Raw genomic sequence first — 17,188 nt, forward strand, 5'->3', positions numbered from 1 at the left:
GTGGTGATTTGGACATAAAAATACCTCCTAAGTAGCTTTTGGTTATTTCCATTGTCTACTTAAGAGGTATCATATCACGAAGGCCTCTGCCGTCTGTACTATTCCTCTTTTTCCAACTGCCGGATCAGATATCTCCCCACCACTTTGGAAAATCCGTTTACATTGTGGATATAGGCAAAATCCTTCCCAAAGATTTTCTTCTCCGCCGGCAGATCCTTCTCCTCCCCTGCAAATACCCCCAGGACACACACACCCTGATTCCGCAGTCTCCGCACCTCGAAGGCCGTATCCGAGATGGCGTATTTTCCCTGGTACGGCTGCGGGTTTCTGGCATTTGGACGGTTTAATATCACATCATAGGGACGACCGTCGCTTAACACGATAAGGACTTTATGTTCCTCGTCCCGGTTCAGCAGTTCGTGGCCTGCTGCCTTCAGGGCAAGTCCGTCTCTGTTATTAGAGGATGTGATATATTCAAAAATATTACTGTTTGCACTCCTGTCATCCTCATAACCGCGGAAACGGTGCATGATTGTATAATCCCAGAAAGTGCAGAAACTCATCACCCTGTGGGGAATATTCACATTGCTCAGGGCTTCACTCAGAATATACGCCTGCATGGCAACCTGACCCTGCCGGCTCCTCTGGGAGCCGCTGGCATCAATGAGCACATCCACCACAAAATCACTATTGTCCTGCTTCAGTTCCCGTACAAAAAACTTGGCGTCATCTGTCCTGCCGATCCTCCACAGCCGGGAGGGAATGATTCTGCCCCTGTCCGACAGCACTTCATCTGTCTCATCCCGCATGGTAAACGCTTTTTTCAGCATGTCTGTAAGCGTCCAGATATTATTTTTCACCATTCTGTGATTATTGTGATAGGCATAAAGGTTCTTATCCTTCTGCTTTTTCGCATATTCATATTGATAATTGCGGAGCACCGGATTCTTTAGAACTCCCTCCGTAAAATACAGGCTGCAGTCTGCATGGATTCCCCTGCACAGTAAATAGTTCAGGCGTTTTTCCTCCGGTTCTGTCAGAAAAGTCTTCCCGTAATTTCTCTGTACATAGCTGTACATGCGCTCCAGGGCCTTTTCATCCACCACCAGCACCTTTTTCCTGTTGGTGTTCTCCTCTTCCCCGTCCTCTTCCTTCTCCTGCTGCTTTTCCTGCTCCATCATATCCAGGTTGGTCATGCTCTCCGTCACTTTGTCCAGGTAAGCGGAAAATGTCTCCTCGAGGGCTTCCTCCTCCAGATAATCCTTCCAGGAAAACTCTGTCAGTTCCTCCAGGGTGACCGCCAGCACCCGCTCCAGGGAACCATGCTGCTTTTCAAACTGGGGATCCACGATCTCATTATAAAGAAAATCCACTGTCCGTATGACTTCCATAGTATCTGCGGCATTTTTCAGCTCATAGACTCTCTCCATGAAGCCCCGGAGTCTGTCCGTGGCTGGTTCCTTTCCATTCAGAGCCTCCTTAAAAAGAGAGATTTTTAACCGCCCTGCCTCATATCCTACCAATTGGGAAAAATCCAGCTCCAGGGTGTCCTCAAAAGCTCTTCTTCTGATCTCCCCTACGCCTTCTCTCTCCTCCATGATCCGGTCACAGATGGCCCACTCAATACAGAGCTGCGCAAGGCTTATAAGCTCCCCTTCCGAAGCATGGAGGTATATTTTCTTGACCAGATAAAGAGATAGCTCCTCCCGGTCAAAATAGCGGGCAAATGCCCCCTGTTTGATACCGTCATAGAGGGCAATATACCTGGAACGCCGGAAACTGTCAAGATCCGGCTTCACATCCAGGGTATAATCCCCGCTCACCGTCCACATGAGGTTGCGGATTCTGTTTTCCAGCTCCAGCTCAAATTCTTCTCTCATTGAAACACATCCTCTGTGGTCCAGGATTCCGGTATTCTTGTCATAACCACATCCTGGACGATCTCTTTTTCGAACACGTCAAAGCATTTATTAACTACCCCCATACGGACAGCAAGCGCCGGGTCAAGGCCGCAGGAAACCGCCTTCAGCGCCCCCAGCATTCCCCGCAGATCAAGGGACTTTGTTGTGATCTCACTGTTGCCAGCCTTTGTCTGCAGGTCCATGAACAGTCCAATCCACTGCTTCAGGGCGTTTTCTTTGATACTGGGGAATTTTCTCCGGAATATATATTCCAGGGTTTCCTCATTCTGAGGGGGCATATCGATCACAAGAAAACGGGAGACCAGGGCCTCATTCAGTTCTTTTGTTCCCGCATATCCGTAATTCATGGTTCCGATAAAGCGTGCTGCGTCGTGCAGGTCAATCTTGTCATATCCGGGCACATCAATGCATCGCCTGTAATCCAGGGAGGCGTGAAGAACGGAAACCGCATCATTTTTTGCCATATTGATCTCATCCAGGACTCCGAAACCGCCGAACTCGGCACACCGGTAGATACTTCCCTTTCTCAGCTCCACCTCATTATTGACAAATGTATCTGTTCCTATTAAGTCACCGCTGTTGGTATTTACATGGAAAGAAACATTGTACACCGGACGTCCGAAAATCCAGGCCAGATTTTCCGCCAGCATATTTTTTCCTGTAGCTTTGGGGCCTGTCAAAAGCAGGTTCTCCCCTTCCAAAAGAGCAGCGATTCCCATTTCCAGAACTTCCCTGCCGTAAAAGGGCATATCCGGGCAGATCACACGCCCCTTTGCCTCCTCTGCCACATCATATTTTGCCCGAAATTCCTCCACGCCGTCAATGAGTCCGCTGTCCACGCCCTGTTCCCGTAAAAATTCCAATTCTTTCTCCATGTCTGATTCCTCTCACCTATTTATTCTACTCCTACCCTGCGTCAGGGTAATTACAAAATACTTCTTCACATATGAATCTCTAACTTTTATCCGATTATATCATCCCATATGGATTCCAGTCTGTTGCAGATGCAACACCGCTTTTATTATTATAACACAAAAGGTGTTCCGAATCTGTATCCGGAACACCTTTTCCTGTATTATTTATAATGATTCCCGGCAGCCGTTTTATACATCAAACAACAGATCCCCATAAGACGGCATGGGCCAGATATCCTTATCCACGATCATTTCCAGTTCATCCACAGGACGGCGCAGGGCTTCCATTGCCGGCATTACCTTTTCACGGTAATAGAAGGCACGGTCTCTTCCCTCCTCCATGTCCGCTGCTGTCTTTGCCACTTCTTTTAAATGGTTCAGCGCATTCCTGGTATCCTTCAGAAGGCCGGATGTGTCCCTGAGCAGTTCTGTCTGCACATCTACATCCAGAATGCCTGCTGACACCACTGCATTGATGGAGTCCGCCAGATTCTTCGTGTATTTGATCACTGCCGGAATGATCTGTTTGCTGGCAATATCTATCATAGTCCTTGCCTCAATATTGATGGCCTTGGAATATGTCTCGTATTTGATCTCTTTTCTGGATTCCAGCTCAGCCTTTGTAAATACGCCGAACTCCTCAAACAGGCTCACGGATTCCTCATAAGTCAGGGCTTCCACAGCTTCCACCATGCATCCGATGTTGGGAAGGCCTCTCTTAGCAGCCTCTTCCACCCACTCCTCGGAATATCCGTTTCCGTTGAATACAATCCTCTGATGCTCTGTAAAATTCTTCTTGATCAGGTCATGGACTGCCATATCGAAGTCCTCTGCCTTCTCCAGCACATCACAGGCTTCCTTGAAGGACTGGGCAACAATGGTGTTCAATACCATATTGGCCGGCGCTATAGAATCCCTGGAACCAACCATACGGAATTCAAACTTATTGCCTGTGAAGGCAAAAGGTGAGGTCCTGTTCCTGTCTGTGGTATCACGCATAAACTCCGGAATGGATTTTACACCGGTCTCCAGCTTCTCGCTCTCAATACTGTGGTCAGCCATTCCTGTTGTGATCAACTGGTTCATAACATCTGTAAGCTGGTCTCCCAGGAATACAGAGATGATGGCCGGAGGAGCTTCATTTGCGCCCAGACGATGGTCATTTCCCACATCTGCGGCGGATTCCCGAAGCAGTGCCGCGTGTCTGTCCACGGCCTTCAGTACACAGCTTAAAACAAGCAGGAACTGGATATTCTGATGAGGTGTAATACCCGGATCCAGCAGATTTACACCTGTGTCCGTTGTCAGGGACCAGTTGTTGTGCTTACCGGAACCATTTACGCCTGCAAACGGCTTCTCATGAAGCAGACATTTCATCCCGTGCTGGGAGGCGATACGCTTCAGCGTCTGCATTATGATCTGATTATGGTCAACCTCCACATTGACTTCCGCATAGATGGGAGCCAGCTCATGCTGTGCCGGAGCCGCTTCATTATGCTGTGTCTTGGAGGTAACGCCCAGTCTCCACAGTTCCTCATTTACATGCTTCATATATGCAGATATTTTCTGGCGGATGGTTCCAAGATAATGGTCATCCATCTCCTGACCCTTGGGAGGCATGGCTCCGAAAAGCGTACGCCCTGTAAAAGTCAAATCCTTTCTCTGCATAAAATTCTTATCACTTACCAGGAAATACTCCTGCTCCGCTCCCACGGAGGGGGTAACTTTCTTGGCTGTTGTATCGCCAAAAAGGCGGATCAGGCGCAGTGCCTGTTTATTGACAGCCTGCATGGAACGCAGCAGCGGGGTCTTCTGGTCAAGAGCTTCCCCGGTATAGGAGCAAAAGGCTGTAGGAATACAGAGTGTGGCACCTGCCGCATCATGCCTTACAAATGCCGGAGAGGTACAGTCCCAGACCGTATAACCCCTGGCCTCAAAAGTGGCGCGTAGCCCGCCGGACGGGAAGGAAGACGCATCCGGTTCACCCTTGATCAACTCTTTTCCGGAAAAACTCATCAGGACTTTTCCACTTGGAAGCGGTGCTGTGATAAAAGAATCATGTTTCTCAGCAGTCACGCCTGTCAGCGGCTGAAACCAGTGTGTATAATGTGTTGCCCCTTTTTCTATAGCCCATTCCTTCATTTCATGGGCAATCACATCAGCCATCTCAGGAGACAGTTCTTTCCCCTCCAGGATCGCCTGTTTCAAATCCTTGTAAACCTTTTTCGGCAGACGCTGCTGCATGACAGTGTCATTAAACACGTCCTCTCCAAAAATTTCAGCTACGTTTGTATACTCGCTCATATGTTTTTCCTTTCCTTACTGTGCTGCCCCATACTACATCTCTCCCAGGCCCCATATCTACCCCTTAACAAGTCATATGTCCCCGCACCTGAGACCCGCAGAGACACCTGGTCATTGAAACTGTTTCTAAGATACCTCAAAAACCGCTAAAAATCAAGAAAAAATTTACAATTCATCCCCTCAGGGAGCCAATTGCCAGCAGAAGAAGACACACTCCGCTGAGCCAGGACAGGTCCCGGTTCAGTATATGCCTGGTCCCATGTCCCAGCATCCATCCAGCCTCCATCACAGCGATACCCGCCAGAAAAGAGCCGATGACCAGCATCACCTGCCCGGACTGCACCAGCCCGGTCCCGATGCCCACCGCAATACTGTCGAGAGACAAAATAAAAGCAAGCCCCAGTCCTTCCAGCAGATTCAGCGCCTTCACCTTATCTGTATCCGCTTCCCCCTTCTTCAAAAAATAAGAAAAAAGCCTGTAACATCCAATCCCAAACAGCAGAAGAAACCCCAGTCTTCCCGTAACTCCTTCCGGAAGCAGCGCTGCCAGTCGACTTCCCATAAAAATAGCGGTACCCAAAATTGTACTCATCAGCAGGTTCATACAAACCACAATACCAAAAGGCATCTTAGTCTTACTCACCCCATAAGCAAAACTGACCACGAAAGAATCCATGGTCAGTGCAAGAATCAACAATATACCCTTTAAAACAGCCAGAGAATTCATTGCACACCTGATTAGTTTCTGTTTCTATTATAGTATTCTGATGTGTGCAGAAGTGGTATCCCTATTCCAGCGTATTGATCAGAGGCACCGTCTCATCCTCTTTGATCATAATCTGTACTGCATGCTTCATATTCGTAATTTCCACATCCCTGTGCTCTCCCCCGAATTCCCCGTCCAAAGTCCAAGAAACAGGCCCGTCACAGGAAATCTTCAGCGAAGACGTCTTAAATGACTCGATCAGCTTCGTATCCGCCCCACCCAGCAGAGACGCAATGATCTCATTCAGCTCCAGTATATTTTTAGGCCTGTGCACCAGCATAACCTCAAACACCCCGTCATCCAGCATCACATCCGGCCCTGTCAGCTTCCGAAATCCTCCCACAGAAGTGGCATTACTCACCATCCCAAAGATAAATTCCCCTTCCATGTTACATTCCGCGCTCTCCACCGCCATATTATAGGACCTGATATTAAAAAGCCTCTGTGTTCCCTCTAATATATAAGCCGCATGCCCCAGAATATTCTTCAGATCCTGGTTCGTCTCATAAGAAACATCCGTAAACAGCCCGAACGCCGCAATATAAACAAAAAAGTCATCATTAAACTTTCCCACATCAAAAGCGTGCGCCCTTCCCTCCACAATATCCACAGCCGCCTCCAGCATATTCTTAGACACATGCAGACTATTGGCAAAATCATTAGTACTCCCCGCAGGAATATACCCCACCGGAGTCGAATGTCCCCCTTCCATGATCCCCGTCACGATCTCATCCAAGGTCCCATCCCCCCCGCTGGTAACCAGCAGGTCATACTCTCCCCCCTTACGTCTTGCCACTCTCTGCCCATCCCTATAAGCCTGCGTAGGATGCACAGTCACCTCATACCCAGCCTTCACAAATATATCAAGAATATCCACCAGCCTGTTCTTAATACTCCCCTTCCCAGCCCTGGGATTAAAAATAAACAACATCCTCTTACCCATAACCAATCCTCCCTTTTCATCTCCAGCTTATTTTACTACCGAACCCCCAATTATACAACCCTCATCCCCCGCATCCTCTTTTTTATTCTCTTTTTTTCCCGCATGACGCTCTCAGGGGAACCCGCGGCAGGGAGCAGCCCTGTGGTATCCTGTGAACGGTGTTCACGGAGCGCCTGGGAGATCCACCTGCCTCAGACGCTTAATGAGGAAGCCTCTGCTGACGAATTTAGCGACTGAAAGCAGGTTAGCTCCCTGGCAAGCGCAGTGCACCGTTCACAGGATACCACAGGGCTGCTCCCTGCCGCGGGTTCCCCGTCCCCTTCATCATACAAAAAAAGGCCCCCAGGTTCCCCCAGAGGCCCAACACTCATATTAAACTAACTCCAATACCACTTCCATAGCAGCATCGCCCTTACGCGGTCCGATCTTGATGATACGAGTATAACCACCATTACGATCAACATATTTCGGAGCGATCTCAGTAAACATTTTGTCTACCATGTCCACTTCTTTGGTATTTTTCTTCTTACCAGCAGCTGCAGCCGGAACTTCCTTAATCGGATAGAAAACCTTCAGCATCTGTCTTCTTGCATGTAATCTGGAAGGAGCATCTTTTTTGATCTCCTTTTCCACTTCGTCATATACGGTAACTTTCTTACCATCAACAACTTCTTTAACTCTCTTTCCGTCAGCATCTTTGCGCGGAACTTTTGCCATAACTTTAACTGTCTCAAAGTTGTCTTTTTCTTTCACTGCCATAGCGATCAGTCCGTCAGCAATTTTGCGAACTTCTTTTGCTCTGGTCTCAGTGGTAACGATTTTACCGTGATATAACAGGTTTGTCACCTGGCTTCTCAGTAATGCTTTTCTCTGGTCAGATGTTCTGCCTAATTTTCTATATTTTGCCATCTCAATATTTCCTCCATTTGTGGAACCATATGCCATGCTTCTTCGGTCTTACTGACATATAGCTTTTTGCCCATAAATTCTTATCAGAGGCTTACTCCTCGCTGGGATTTAACTGTAAGCCCAATTCTTTCAGCTTCGCAAGCACTTCTTCCAGAGATTTGCGTCCCAGGTTACGGACTTTCATCATATCTTCAGAAGTACGGTTGCAAAGTTCTTCTACTGTATTGATACCAGCACGTTTTAAGCAGTTGTAGGAACGAACGGATAACTCAAGTTCATCGATGTTCATCTCCAGAACTTTTTCCTTCTCGTCATCTTCCTTCTCAATCATGACTTCTGCAGTCTTTGCACTTTCAGAAAGATCAATAAAGAGGCTTAAATGCTCGCTCAGTACTTTAGCCGCAAGGCTGACTGCCTCATCGGCGTCCAGGGTACCATTGGTGTAAATATCCAGTGTCAGTTTGTCAAAGTCAGTAACCTGACCGACACGGGTATTTTCAACAGTCATGTTCACACGCTCTACCGGAGTATAAATTGCATCAACAGCAATCACACCAATCGGCATATCGTCTGTTTTTCCTTTGTCAGCGCTGACATATCCGCGACCCTTGGTAATTGTCAGTTCTGCATTGAATTTGCATCCTGTGCCGCCGTTTAAGGTGGCAATTACCTGTTCTGGGTTCAGGACTTCGATATCCTGGTCAACCTGGATATCTGCGCCTGTGACAACACCTTCGCCTTCAAACTCGATATAAGCTGTCTTGGGTTCTGTGCTGTCGCTTGTGTTCTTGATTGCCAGGTTTTTCAGATTCATGATGATTTGTGTCACATCCTCTTTCACACCCGGAATCGAACTGAATTCGTGCAGAACACCGTCAATCTTGACCTGGCTCACTGCAGCACCCGGTAAAGAAGAAAGCATGATTCTTCTTAAAGAGTTGCCGAGAGTGATACCATATCCTCGCTCCAGTGGTTCCACCACGAATTTCCCATATCTCTTATCATCAGACATTTCTGTGATTTGAATTTTGGGTTTGTTAAAATCGAACATGCAAAGCCCTCCTTGCTACGTGCATATTACTTAGAATACAACTCGACGATTAACATCTCGTCAACAGGAACGTCGATTTCCTCTCTTGTCGGAAGTGCTTTTACTTCACCTTTCAGATTTTCCTGGTCAACATCTAACCAAGCCGGTACAAGACGTCCGCCTGTTGCTTCCAGAACGTCTTTATATCTCTGAGAAGATTTGCATTTTTCTTTGATTTCGATTGTGTCTCCGGCTTTTACCAGGTAAGACGGAATGTTTACCTGTTTGCCGTTTACCATTACATGTTTATGGTCAACGATCTGTCTTGCTTCTCTTCTGGTTCTTGCGAATCCCATACGGAAGATAACATTGTCCAGACGTGTCTCCAGCATGATCATCAGGTTTTCACCTGTCTGACCCTGTTTCTGGTCAGCCTTTACGTAGTAGTTACGGAAAGGTTTCTCCAGAACGCCGTAGATGAATTTAGCTTTCTGTTTTTCTCTTAACTGAAGTCCGTACTCAGACATTTTTCTGTTTGCTCTTCTTAACTGTCTGGTGGATTTCTTGTCAATTCCTAAATATACAGGATCCAGACCCAGGGATCTACATCTTTTCAGAACCGGTACTCTATTTACTGCCATGATTTCTTAACCTCCTAATTAGACTCTTCTACGTTTTGGTGGACGGCATCCGTTGTGGGGAACCGGTGTTACGTCGCGAATGCTTGTAACTTCCAGACCACAAGCTGAGAGCGCACGGATTGCTGCTTCTCTTCCTGATCCCGGTCCTTTTACAAAAACGTCAACAGTCTTCAGACCATGAACTAACGCTGCTTTTGTAGCAGTCTCTGCAGCCATCTGAGCTGCATACGGAGTAGATTTCCTTGAACCTTTAAATCCCAGACCACCGGCACTTGCCCATGATAAAGCATTTCCTTCAGCATCTGTCAATGTTACGATTGTATTGTTGAAAGATGACTGGATATGTGCCTGTCCGCGTTCAACGTTTTTCTTAATACGCTTTTTTGTCACTTTTTTTGTAACTTTAGCCATTTTTAAACTAACCTACTTTCTCACTTAATCAAAAATTATCATGTTTCTTATATTGACTGCAGAAAGCACGCACTGCGAACTCTCTCTTGTCATAAATTATTTCTTCTTGTTAGCAACAGTTCTCTTCGGGCCTTTTCTGGTTCTTGCATTTGTCTTAGTCTTCTGTCCGCGAACCGGAAGTCCTTTTCTGTGGCGGATTCCTCTGTAGCATCCGATTTCCTGTAATCTCTTGATGTTCAGAGCGATTTCTCTTCTCAGATCACCCTCTACAGCGATATTCAGTTCATCGATTGCATCACGAATCTTTCCTACTTCTTCGTCAGTTAAATCCCTGCAGCGAGTGTCAGGGTTTACTCCTGCCTCTACTAAGATACGGTCAGCGCTTGTTCTACCAATTCCGTAGATATAAGTCAGACCAATTTCAACACGTTTTTCTCTTGGTAAGTCTACACCAGCTATACGAGCCATGTATTTGTTCCTCCATTGTTCTTAAAAAATATTGTTCCTAATTGGGATACATAAAAATGACGGGTCTCTATGCATCCAGCCGCAAAATAAAATTTTACGCAGCCTTTCCGTCACGGCAGAGCGACGGTATTAAGCAATATTCTGTAATCGCCCTCTCGGCAGGACGACAAACGTGATATATTACTATATTTAATCAGTACGAACAACGCAACCGCGCGTTTCATACTGCAGCCGCACTAAAATAATTCACACAAATCACATCGTTTAAACACGCATCTCAAATTTCATGCCAAAAAACAGCATTCTTTTAGAGTTCCATGCTTAACCCTGACGCTGTTTGTGTTTCGGGTTTTCACAGATAATTCTGATACTGCCTTTTCTCTTGATAACTTTGCATTTTTCGCAAATCGGTTTTACAGATGATCTTACCTTCACGGATAACCCTCCTTTCTGAATTTCTCTGCACATGGGCATAAAAAGTCCACGTACGAGCACAAAAGTACGTTTTTAATGATAACACTGTCGTTGCAAGAATGCAAGCACTTTTTTAAAAAATTTCCACTTATTGATTGAAATGGCATATTTGTTGGCAAAGCGGACGCCGGAGGCGGTCCTGGGGTTCCCCGGGCGGACGAGAGCAGAGAACTTCCAAGCTAACACGTAACCCGCACTAAGTTCATCGCCTTATGGCTCTTCACTAAGTGCTTGCTAACGTGTGGATCTTGTAAGCTTCTCTACCCGCTCTTAAACGCCCGCCCGGGGAACCCCAGGACCGCCTCCGGCTGTTTTTAGACACCGAAAGGCTCAGTGAATGCTCATTTTTATTCTCAATAGCAGATTTGTATGAAAACAGGGAAGAATGTATTGAGGCTGCCTATCAGAGCACATCCACCATAATAGAAATAACCTCAACTATATCTCCAAAAATTATAGGATATCTTTAAGAAAAAGGCGTATCTCCCCGAACTACCTACTAAATTCAATGATTCATTGAAACCTATAGGTAATTTAACACCAAAACCAGGGCATCCCTCACCCATTTACCTACTAAAATACAAGATTCAATGAATCCTATAGGTATTTTGGCACCAAAAGCAAGGTCTTACCTCACCTATTTACCTACTTAAAGGCAAGTTTCAGTGAATCCTATAGGTATTTTGCTCCAAAAACAGGCTTACCCCACTCATTTACCTACTAAAATACAAGATTCAGTGAATCCTATAGGTATTCTACCGCCAAAACAAGGTTGAACCCTACCATTTACCTACTAAAATACAAGGATCATCGAACCCTATAGGTACTTTGGCACCAAAATCAAGTCTTACCTCACCCACTTACCTACTGAATGGCAAATTTCATTGAATCCTATAGGTATTTTACCGCCAAAACCAGATTTTACCTCACTTATTTACCTACTAAACGGCAAATTTCATTGAATCCTATAGGTATTTTACCGCTAAAACCAGATTTTACCTAACCTATTTACCTACTAAATGGCAAGTTTCATCGAATCCTATAGGCATACCGGATAGAAAACCTTTTCCACCAGTCTGTACAGCAATAAGGCACCTCCATAGATAAAAACATATCCGCGGAAAGAGAACACCAGTGAAACAGGGATGCGGCGGGGGCGGAGGTGGGAATGGGGTGAGCGGCGCACTGCGCCTGTCAGGGAGCTAACCTGCTCCCATACACTAAATTCGTCAGCAAGGGCTTCCTCATTAAGTGTCTGGGGCAGGTGGATCTCCCAGACGCTCCGTGAAACGCCGCTCACCCCATTCCCACCTCCGCCCCCGCCGCATCCCTGTTTCACGTCCGCCTTTCAAATCCCCGCCTTAAACCAAAAAAAGGAGATGCCTCCCACTCCGCAAAGCAGCCCGCATCCCCTTATAAAACTCTCAACTTATTTCAATTTGAAACCAAAACTCTTATTTGTCTCTCCAGATAATCCTGCCCTTACTCAGATCATACGGTGACATCTCAATCGTCACCTTATCTCCCGGAAGAATCCTGATGAAATTCATCCTCAGTTTCCCGCTGATGTGCGCCAGAATCACATGTTTATTCTCCAGTTCCACCTTAAACATAGCGTTCGGCAACTTCTCCAGTACCGTTCCTTCTACTTCAATAACATCTGCCTTTGACATATATCAAACCTCCTGTTTCCTTCTATATTCTTTTACAACTCTCTTGATAGTTTCATTCTTCCATTCCCCGCCTTCACTGAGAATACTCTCAATCTCCGGGGAAATCCTGCGGTTAATCTGGACATGCCTCATTTTCTTCTTCTTGGGATGCTCACAAGTCCTAAGCGTTCCGTCAGCCAGATAGACATATCCGTCCTCCGCTCTGACGATGATATAATATCTGCCGGTATCATGGCCAGCCATGGAAACCGCTGCCATTCCTGCTCTCACCTCGCTCATAGGTCCACCTACTCACTCAAGGTCAGTATTTCAGGATCGCCGTCTGTGATGAGAATGGTATTTTCATAGTGGGCTGACAGAGAACCATCTTCTGTCACCACGGTCCAGTCATCATCCAGCCAAACCACATCGGCTCTGCCTTCATTAATCATCGGTTCAATCGCAAGAGTCATACCTGCCTGAAGTCTCAGCCCTCTGCGCTTCTGACGGAAATTCGGTATCTGCGGGTCTTCGTGCAGGCTTGTGCCGATTCCATGTCCGACCAAATCCCTGACTACACCGTATCCGAACTTCTCTGCATATGCGCCGATGGCTGCGGAGATTTCATATAAATGCTGTCCTGCCCTGGCATACTTGATTCCTTCAAAGAAACTCTGTCTGGTCACATCAATGAGTTTCTGCGCCTCCGGCGCGATCTCGCCCACCGCATGGGTACGTGCCGCGTCTGAATGATATCCTTTGTAGATCAGCCCGGCGTCCAGACTCACAATATCCCCATCCTGGAGAATGTGGTCCTTACGCGGAATTCCGTGTACCACCTCATCGTTGACAGAGACACAGATAGATGCCGGATATCCATTATAGTTCAGGAAATTCGGTATACAGCCCATCTGACGGATAAGCTTTTCTCCATACTGGTCAATGTCGAGGGTGGAAATACCCGGACGGATAAAATCCCTCAGCTCGTCGTGTACCTTCTCCAGAAGCCTTCCGGCCTCCCTCATAAGTTCAATTTCATTGGCAGTTTTTATCGATACTGACATTTTTTACGCTCCTAATATTTTGACGATCGCCTGGAACACATCTTCCATATCGACGGTTCCGTCAACCTGTTTTAATATACCGGACTTGGTATAGTAGTCAATCAGGGGCTGTGTCTGGTCATGATATACTGTGAGACGTTTTAAAACAGTCTCCGGCTGATCATCATCTCTCAGAATCAGTTTCTCACCGCAGATATCACATACATCCTCTGTTTTCGGAGGATTGTACTTGATATGGTAAGTAGCGCCGCATCCTACACACGCTCTTCTGCCGGACATACGGTTTACAATATTCTCATCCGGAACATCCACGTCAATGGCATAATCCACCTTCTGACCCATTTTAGCCAGCGCTGCGTCCAGGCTCTCTGCCTGGGGAATTGTTCTGGGGAATCCATCCAGCACATAACCATTTTCACAGTCATCCTGTGCCACTCTGTCCACTACCAGGTCCACTACTAATTCATCCGGAACCAGCAGGCCCTGATCCATATAGGTCTTAGCCTTTTTACCCAGCTCTGTTCCGTTCTTGATGTTGGCACGGAAAATATCACCTGTGGAGATATGCGGAATCTGATACTTCTCCGCAATTTTCTTCGCCTGTGTTCCTTTTCCTGCCCCCGGTGCGCCTAACATAATAATCTTCATACTTCTCTTCCCCTTTCGTATTTCAATCCGCATTCCGCCTTAAAGTATAAGCGCGGAATCATAGCCCACGGATCGCTGCCCAGACCCCAATCAGGGTGTGTGTCCTTATATAGCATTTTAGTGCACCCACAAAAGTGGGTACACTTAAATCATATAAGCTTATTCACTTAAAAATCCCTTGTAGTTACGAACCAGCATACGGGACTCAACCTGCTTGATCGTCTCCAGGACAACGCCCACCACGATGATGATGGATGTACCGCCGAAAGAAACATTTGCACCGAACACACCATTAAAGAAGAATGGGATAACGGCAACAATGACCAGACCTGTGGCACCGATGAAGATAATGTAACTTAAGATTTTTTCCAGATATTCCTGTGTCGGTTTACCCGGACGGATACCCGGAATGAAACCGCCCTGTTTTTTCATATTATCCGCAACTTCCATCGGGTTGAAGGTGATGGATGTATAGAAATAAGCAAAGAAAATAACAAGTACGATGTAAACAACCAGACCAATGGAATAAAGAGGCTCATTCGGGTTGAACCAGTTGCTTGAAGTCAGACCTTTTAAAATCTTGCTTCCGATTCCTGTACCGCCGCCTTTACCCAGGAAGCTCGCGATGACTACCGGGAAAGACATAAGGGAGGATGCGAAGATAATGGGAATAACACCTGCAGTGTTCACCTTCAGAGGAATCGCACTGGACTGTCCGCCCATCATTTTTCTTCCTACCATCTTCTTGGAATACTGGACCGGAATCTTCCGCTCTCCACCGTTCAGGATAAGTACAAGTACCACTACCACTATAATGATTGCCATGATAATGATAGCTGCCAGGCCGCCTCTTGCGATGGTTTTCCCTTTTACGAATTTCTCGAACAGGGAAGCCAGGTCGCTTGGGATCCTGGATACAATGTTGATCATCAGGACGATAGAGATACCATTTCCCACACCTTTTTCAGTGATCTGTTCACCGATCCACATCAGCATTGCAGAACCGCCGGTTAAGGTCACTACTGCAACAACAATGCTGGTGAAGTTCATCTCTGTCAGCCAGCCGCGGTTACCGAAGCCGATCACCATGGCTACAGACTGGAACAGAGCCAGACCTACAGTCAGATAACGGGTGATGGCAGTCATTTTCTTCCTGCCTTCCTCACCGTCACGCTGCATTTCTTCCAATTTGGGAATTGCAATTGTCAGAAGCTGAATGATGATAGATGATGTGATATATGGCGTAATACTCAACGCAAAGATAGACATCTGTTCAAATGAACCGCCTGTAAATGCATTGAAGAAATTGAACGCATCATTAGACTGGCTTGCAAACAGGTTCTTAAAAAAGTCCCTGTCTACGCCCGGAATTGGCAGCTGAGAGCCAATCCGGACAACAACCAGCATTAACAATACATAGTAAATTCGACGTCTTACATCTTTTATTTTAAAAGCGTTCCTAAGAGTCTCAAGCATTAAATCACCTCGACTGTTCCACCTGCAGCTTCGATTTTAGTTTTAGCGGTTTCGCTTACAGCGTTAACCTTTAAGTTAACCTTCTTTGTGATTTCACCACTTCCGAGGATTTTAACGCCGTCGCCAAGACGGGAAATAGCTCCGGATGCCAGTAAAGCTGCCGGTGTTACCTCTGCTCCATCCTCGAATCTGTTTAACTCGCTGACATTGATCGCTACGATGTCTTTAGAGTTTCTGCATTTGAAGCCTCTCTTAGGAAGTCTTCTGTATAAAGGCATCTGTCCACCTTCAAATCCCGGTCTCTTAGCTCCGGAACGGGCTTTCTGTCCTTTATGGCCTTTACCTGCGGTCTTACCGTTTCCTGAACCGTGGCCACGGCCTCTTCTGAAGTTATCGCTCTGTCTGGAGCCTTCAGCTGGTTTTAAATTTGATAAATCCATGACTGCACCTCCTTCTTCAATGATTAGATTTCTTCTACTTTCACTAAGTGTCTTACCTGCTGGATCATACCGCGAACGGCTGCATTGTCAGGCATTTCCACTGTCTTGTTCAGTTTTCTTAAACCTAAAGCTTCTACTGTTTTTCTGTTTTTCGGAACAGCACCGATTGTAGATTTCACCAGAGTGATTCTTAATTTATCTGCCATTTTTCAATCCTCCTACGCAAAAATCTCGTCAACAGATTTTCCACGAAGTTTTGCTACTTCTTCCGGAGTCTTTAACTGACTTAAACCTGCGATGGTAGCCAGAACTACGTTCTGTTTGTTACGGGAACCCATACATTTTGTACGGATGTTTTTGATACCTGCAAGCTCGATTACCGCACGGGCCGGGCCGCCGGCGATAACACCGGTACCTTCCGGAGCTTTCTTCAGCAGCATCTCAGCGCTTCCGAATTTTCCGATGAAGTCATGGGTAATACTTCCGTTTTCGTCTCTTGCTACTGTAACAAGTTTCTTCATAGCATCCTCTTTTCCCTTGCGGATAGCTTCGGGAATCTCGGCTGCCTTTCCTAATCCAGCGCCTACGTGACCATTGCCGTCACCTACAACAACTAAAGCTGTGAAACGGAAGTTACGACCACCTTTAACAACCTTTGTTACACGCTTGATTGACACTACTTTTTCTTCTAATTCTAACTGACTAGCATCAATGATAGAACGTTTCATGTGTTCATTTCCTCCCTTATTAGAATTCTAACCCAGCTTCACGTGCTGCGTCTGCTAATGCCTGAATTTTTCCGTGATATATAAAGCCGCCTCTGTCAAAGACAACCTCTTTGATGCCTGCTTCGATAGCTTTCTTACCGATCACAGTTCCTAAATATGCTGCAGCATCAACGTTATTGGTTTTTTCCAATTCAGCTTTTACCTCTTTCTGAGTGGTAGAAGCGGAAACCAGAGTTTTTCCAACGGTATCGTCAATAATTTGAGCATACATATGATTATTGCTGCGGAAAACTGCTAAACGTGGAGTTGTAGCGGTGCCGCTCAGATGATTACGTAATCTTCTATGTTTTTTTGCGCGAACTTTCGCTCTTGATACTTTACTAACCATTTTTACACTC

21 protein-coding genes are annotated in these 17,188 nt (G+C 46.3%); all 21 read right to left on the reverse strand.

Translation table 11 applies throughout. The features are described from left to right. Positions 1 to 98 precede the first annotated feature (98 nt). Positions 99 to 1,880, reverse strand: coding sequence for a cobaltochelatase CobT-related protein (locus WMO65_RS22810; RefSeq protein WP_148392901.1), 1,782 nt, complete (start codon positions 1,878 to 1,880; stop codon positions 99 to 101). Beyond that, positions 1,877 to 2,797, reverse strand: a complete 921-nt coding sequence (locus WMO65_RS22815; RefSeq protein WP_148392900.1) for an AAA family ATPase — start codon at positions 2,795 to 2,797, stop codon at positions 1,877 to 1,879. The genes WMO65_RS22810 and WMO65_RS22815 overlap by 4 nt, the downstream gene beginning before the upstream one ends. Positions 2,798 to 3,025: 228 nt before the next feature. Continuing rightward, on the reverse strand, positions 3,026 to 5,140 hold the full coding sequence (locus WMO65_RS22820; protein WP_033143860.1) for a glutamine synthetase III family protein: 2,115 nt from the start codon (positions 5,138 to 5,140) through the stop codon (positions 3,026 to 3,028). Between the two features lie 172 nt (positions 5,141 to 5,312). Further along, positions 5,313 to 5,867, reverse strand: coding sequence for a manganese efflux pump (locus WMO65_RS22825; RefSeq protein ID WP_227212154.1), 555 nt, complete (start codon positions 5,865 to 5,867; stop codon positions 5,313 to 5,315). Positions 5,868 to 5,928: 61 nt separating this feature from the next. Then, complete coding sequence (locus tag WMO65_RS22830) at positions 5,929 to 6,849, reverse strand: diacylglycerol/lipid kinase family protein (protein WP_033143862.1); 921 nt, start codon at positions 6,847 to 6,849, stop codon at positions 5,929 to 5,931. Positions 6,850 to 7,221: 372 nt separating this feature from the next. After that, positions 7,222 to 7,758: a bL17 family ribosomal protein gene (locus WMO65_RS22835; protein WP_033143863.1), complete on the reverse strand. Its 537-nt coding sequence runs from the start codon at positions 7,756 to 7,758 to the stop codon at positions 7,222 to 7,224. 91 nt (positions 7,759 to 7,849) lie between these two features. Then, positions 7,850 to 8,809, reverse strand: coding sequence for a DNA-directed RNA polymerase subunit alpha (locus WMO65_RS22840; protein WP_018595063.1), 960 nt, complete (start codon positions 8,807 to 8,809; stop codon positions 7,850 to 7,852). A gap of 26 nt (positions 8,810 to 8,835) precedes the next feature. Then, positions 8,836 to 9,429, reverse strand: a complete 594-nt coding sequence (gene rpsD / locus WMO65_RS22845) for a 30S ribosomal protein S4 (protein WP_033143864.1) — start codon at positions 9,427 to 9,429, stop codon at positions 8,836 to 8,838. An 18-nt stretch (positions 9,430 to 9,447) separates the two neighbouring features. Further along, complete coding sequence (rpsK, locus tag WMO65_RS22850) at positions 9,448 to 9,840, reverse strand: 30S ribosomal protein S11 (protein WP_018595061.1); 393 nt, start codon at positions 9,838 to 9,840, stop codon at positions 9,448 to 9,450. 96 nt (positions 9,841 to 9,936) lie between these two features. Beyond that, on the reverse strand, positions 9,937 to 10,308 hold the full coding sequence (rpsM, locus tag WMO65_RS22855) for a 30S ribosomal protein S13 (protein ID WP_018595060.1): 372 nt from the start codon (positions 10,306 to 10,308) through the stop codon (positions 9,937 to 9,939). A gap of 321 nt (positions 10,309 to 10,629) precedes the next feature. Continuing rightward, on the reverse strand, positions 10,630 to 10,743 hold the full coding sequence (rpmJ, locus tag WMO65_RS22860; RefSeq protein ID WP_003022746.1) for a 50S ribosomal protein L36: 114 nt from the start codon (positions 10,741 to 10,743) through the stop codon (positions 10,630 to 10,632). Positions 10,744 to 11,821: 1,078 nt separating this feature from the next. Continuing rightward, positions 11,822 to 12,082, reverse strand: coding sequence for a hypothetical protein (locus WMO65_RS22865; RefSeq protein ID WP_148392899.1), 261 nt, complete (start codon positions 12,080 to 12,082; stop codon positions 11,822 to 11,824). 154 nt (positions 12,083 to 12,236) lie between these two features. After that, on the reverse strand, positions 12,237 to 12,455 hold the full coding sequence (gene infA / locus WMO65_RS22870; protein WP_003022750.1) for a translation initiation factor IF-1: 219 nt from the start codon (positions 12,453 to 12,455) through the stop codon (positions 12,237 to 12,239). Positions 12,456 to 12,458: 3 nt separating this feature from the next. Then, on the reverse strand, positions 12,459 to 12,734 hold the full coding sequence (locus WMO65_RS22875; RefSeq protein ID WP_033143865.1) for a KOW domain-containing RNA-binding protein: 276 nt from the start codon (positions 12,732 to 12,734) through the stop codon (positions 12,459 to 12,461). A gap of 8 nt (positions 12,735 to 12,742) precedes the next feature. Beyond that, positions 12,743 to 13,498 carry a type I methionyl aminopeptidase gene (gene map / locus WMO65_RS22880; protein ID WP_033143866.1) on the reverse strand — a complete coding sequence of 252 codons (756 nt, stop codon included), beginning with the start codon at positions 13,496 to 13,498 and terminating at the stop codon, positions 12,743 to 12,745. Positions 13,499 to 13,501: 3 nt separating this feature from the next. Next, positions 13,502 to 14,146 (reverse strand): adenylate kinase, encoded by a 645-nt coding sequence (locus WMO65_RS22885; protein WP_033143867.1) that lies wholly within the window; start codon positions 14,144 to 14,146, stop codon positions 13,502 to 13,504. Positions 14,147 to 14,305: 159 nt separating this feature from the next. Further along, positions 14,306 to 15,622 carry a preprotein translocase subunit SecY gene (gene secY / locus WMO65_RS22890; protein WP_033143868.1) on the reverse strand — a complete coding sequence of 439 codons (1,317 nt, stop codon included), beginning with the start codon at positions 15,620 to 15,622 and terminating at the stop codon, positions 14,306 to 14,308. Then, positions 15,622 to 16,062, reverse strand: a complete 441-nt coding sequence (gene rplO, locus WMO65_RS22895; RefSeq protein WP_033143869.1) for a 50S ribosomal protein L15 — start codon at positions 16,060 to 16,062, stop codon at positions 15,622 to 15,624. Before rplO ends, secY begins: the two co-directional genes overlap by 1 nt. A 23-nt stretch (positions 16,063 to 16,085) precedes the next feature. Beyond that, entirely contained in the window at positions 16,086 to 16,268 is a 183-nt protein-coding gene (gene rpmD / locus WMO65_RS22900) for a 50S ribosomal protein L30 (protein ID WP_033143870.1), read from the reverse strand. Between the two features lie 12 nt (positions 16,269 to 16,280). Further along, complete coding sequence (gene rpsE / locus WMO65_RS22905; protein WP_033143871.1) at positions 16,281 to 16,790, reverse strand: 30S ribosomal protein S5; 510 nt, start codon at positions 16,788 to 16,790, stop codon at positions 16,281 to 16,283. A gap of 19 nt (positions 16,791 to 16,809) precedes the next feature. Further along, positions 16,810 to 17,178, reverse strand: coding sequence for a 50S ribosomal protein L18 (gene rplR, locus WMO65_RS22910; RefSeq protein WP_033143872.1), 369 nt, complete (start codon positions 17,176 to 17,178; stop codon positions 16,810 to 16,812). Positions 17,179 to 17,188: the final 10 nt, after the last annotated feature.

This window comes from Blautia caccae (genome assembly GCF_040095955.1).
Taxonomy (GTDB): Bacteria; Bacillota; Clostridia; order Lachnospirales; family Lachnospiraceae; genus Blautia; species Blautia celeris.

Excerpts from the sequence above, each read along its gene's own strand:
- WMO65_RS22810 (WP_148392901.1), bottom strand. The coding sequence starts at position 1,880 with ATGAGAGAAGAATTTGAGCTGGAGCTGGAAAACAGAATCCGCAACCTC.
- WMO65_RS22815 (WP_148392900.1), bottom strand. The coding sequence starts at position 2,797 with ATGGAGAAAGAATTGGAATTTTTACGGGAACAGGGCGTGGACAGCGGA.
- WMO65_RS22820 (WP_033143860.1), bottom strand. The coding sequence starts at position 5,140 with ATGAGCGAGTATACAAACGTAGCTGAAATTTTTGGAGAGGACGTGTTT.
- WMO65_RS22825 (WP_227212154.1), bottom strand. The coding sequence starts at position 5,867 with ATGAATTCTCTGGCTGTTTTAAAGGGTATATTGTTGATTCTTGCACTG.
- WMO65_RS22830 (WP_033143862.1), bottom strand. The coding sequence starts at position 6,849 with ATGGGTAAGAGGATGTTGTTTATTTTTAATCCCAGGGCTGGGAAGGGG.
- WMO65_RS22835 (WP_033143863.1), bottom strand. The coding sequence starts at position 7,758 with ATGGCAAAATATAGAAAATTAGGCAGAACATCTGACCAGAGAAAAGCA.
- WMO65_RS22840 (WP_018595063.1), bottom strand. The coding sequence starts at position 8,809 with ATGTTCGATTTTAACAAACCCAAAATTCAAATCACAGAAATGTCTGAT.
- rpsD (WP_033143864.1), bottom strand. The coding sequence starts at position 9,429 with ATGGCAGTAAATAGAGTACCGGTTCTGAAAAGATGTAGATCCCTGGGT.
- rpsK (WP_018595061.1), bottom strand. The coding sequence starts at position 9,840 with ATGGCTAAAGTTACAAAAAAAGTGACAAAAAAGCGTATTAAGAAAAAC.
- rpsM (WP_018595060.1), bottom strand. The coding sequence starts at position 10,308 with ATGGCTCGTATAGCTGGTGTAGACTTACCAAGAGAAAAACGTGTTGAA.
- infA (WP_003022750.1), bottom strand. The coding sequence starts at position 12,455 with ATGTCAAAGGCAGATGTTATTGAAGTAGAAGGAACGGTACTGGAGAAG.
- WMO65_RS22875 (WP_033143865.1), bottom strand. The coding sequence starts at position 12,734 with ATGAGCGAGGTGAGAGCAGGAATGGCAGCGGTTTCCATGGCTGGCCAT.
- map (WP_033143866.1), bottom strand. The coding sequence starts at position 13,498 with ATGTCAGTATCGATAAAAACTGCCAATGAAATTGAACTTATGAGGGAG.
- WMO65_RS22885 (WP_033143867.1), bottom strand. The coding sequence starts at position 14,146 with ATGAAGATTATTATGTTAGGCGCACCGGGGGCAGGAAAAGGAACACAG.
- secY (WP_033143868.1), bottom strand. The coding sequence starts at position 15,622 with ATGCTTGAGACTCTTAGGAACGCTTTTAAAATAAAAGATGTAAGACGT.
- rplO (WP_033143869.1), bottom strand. The coding sequence starts at position 16,062 with ATGGATTTATCAAATTTAAAACCAGCTGAAGGCTCCAGACAGAGCGAT.
- rpmD (WP_033143870.1), bottom strand. The coding sequence starts at position 16,268 with ATGGCAGATAAATTAAGAATCACTCTGGTGAAATCTACAATCGGTGCT.
- rpsE (WP_033143871.1), bottom strand. The coding sequence starts at position 16,790 with ATGAAACGTTCTATCATTGATGCTAGTCAGTTAGAATTAGAAGAAAAA.
- rplR (WP_033143872.1), bottom strand. The coding sequence starts at position 17,178 with ATGGTTAGTAAAGTATCAAGAGCGAAAGTTCGCGCAAAAAAACATAGA.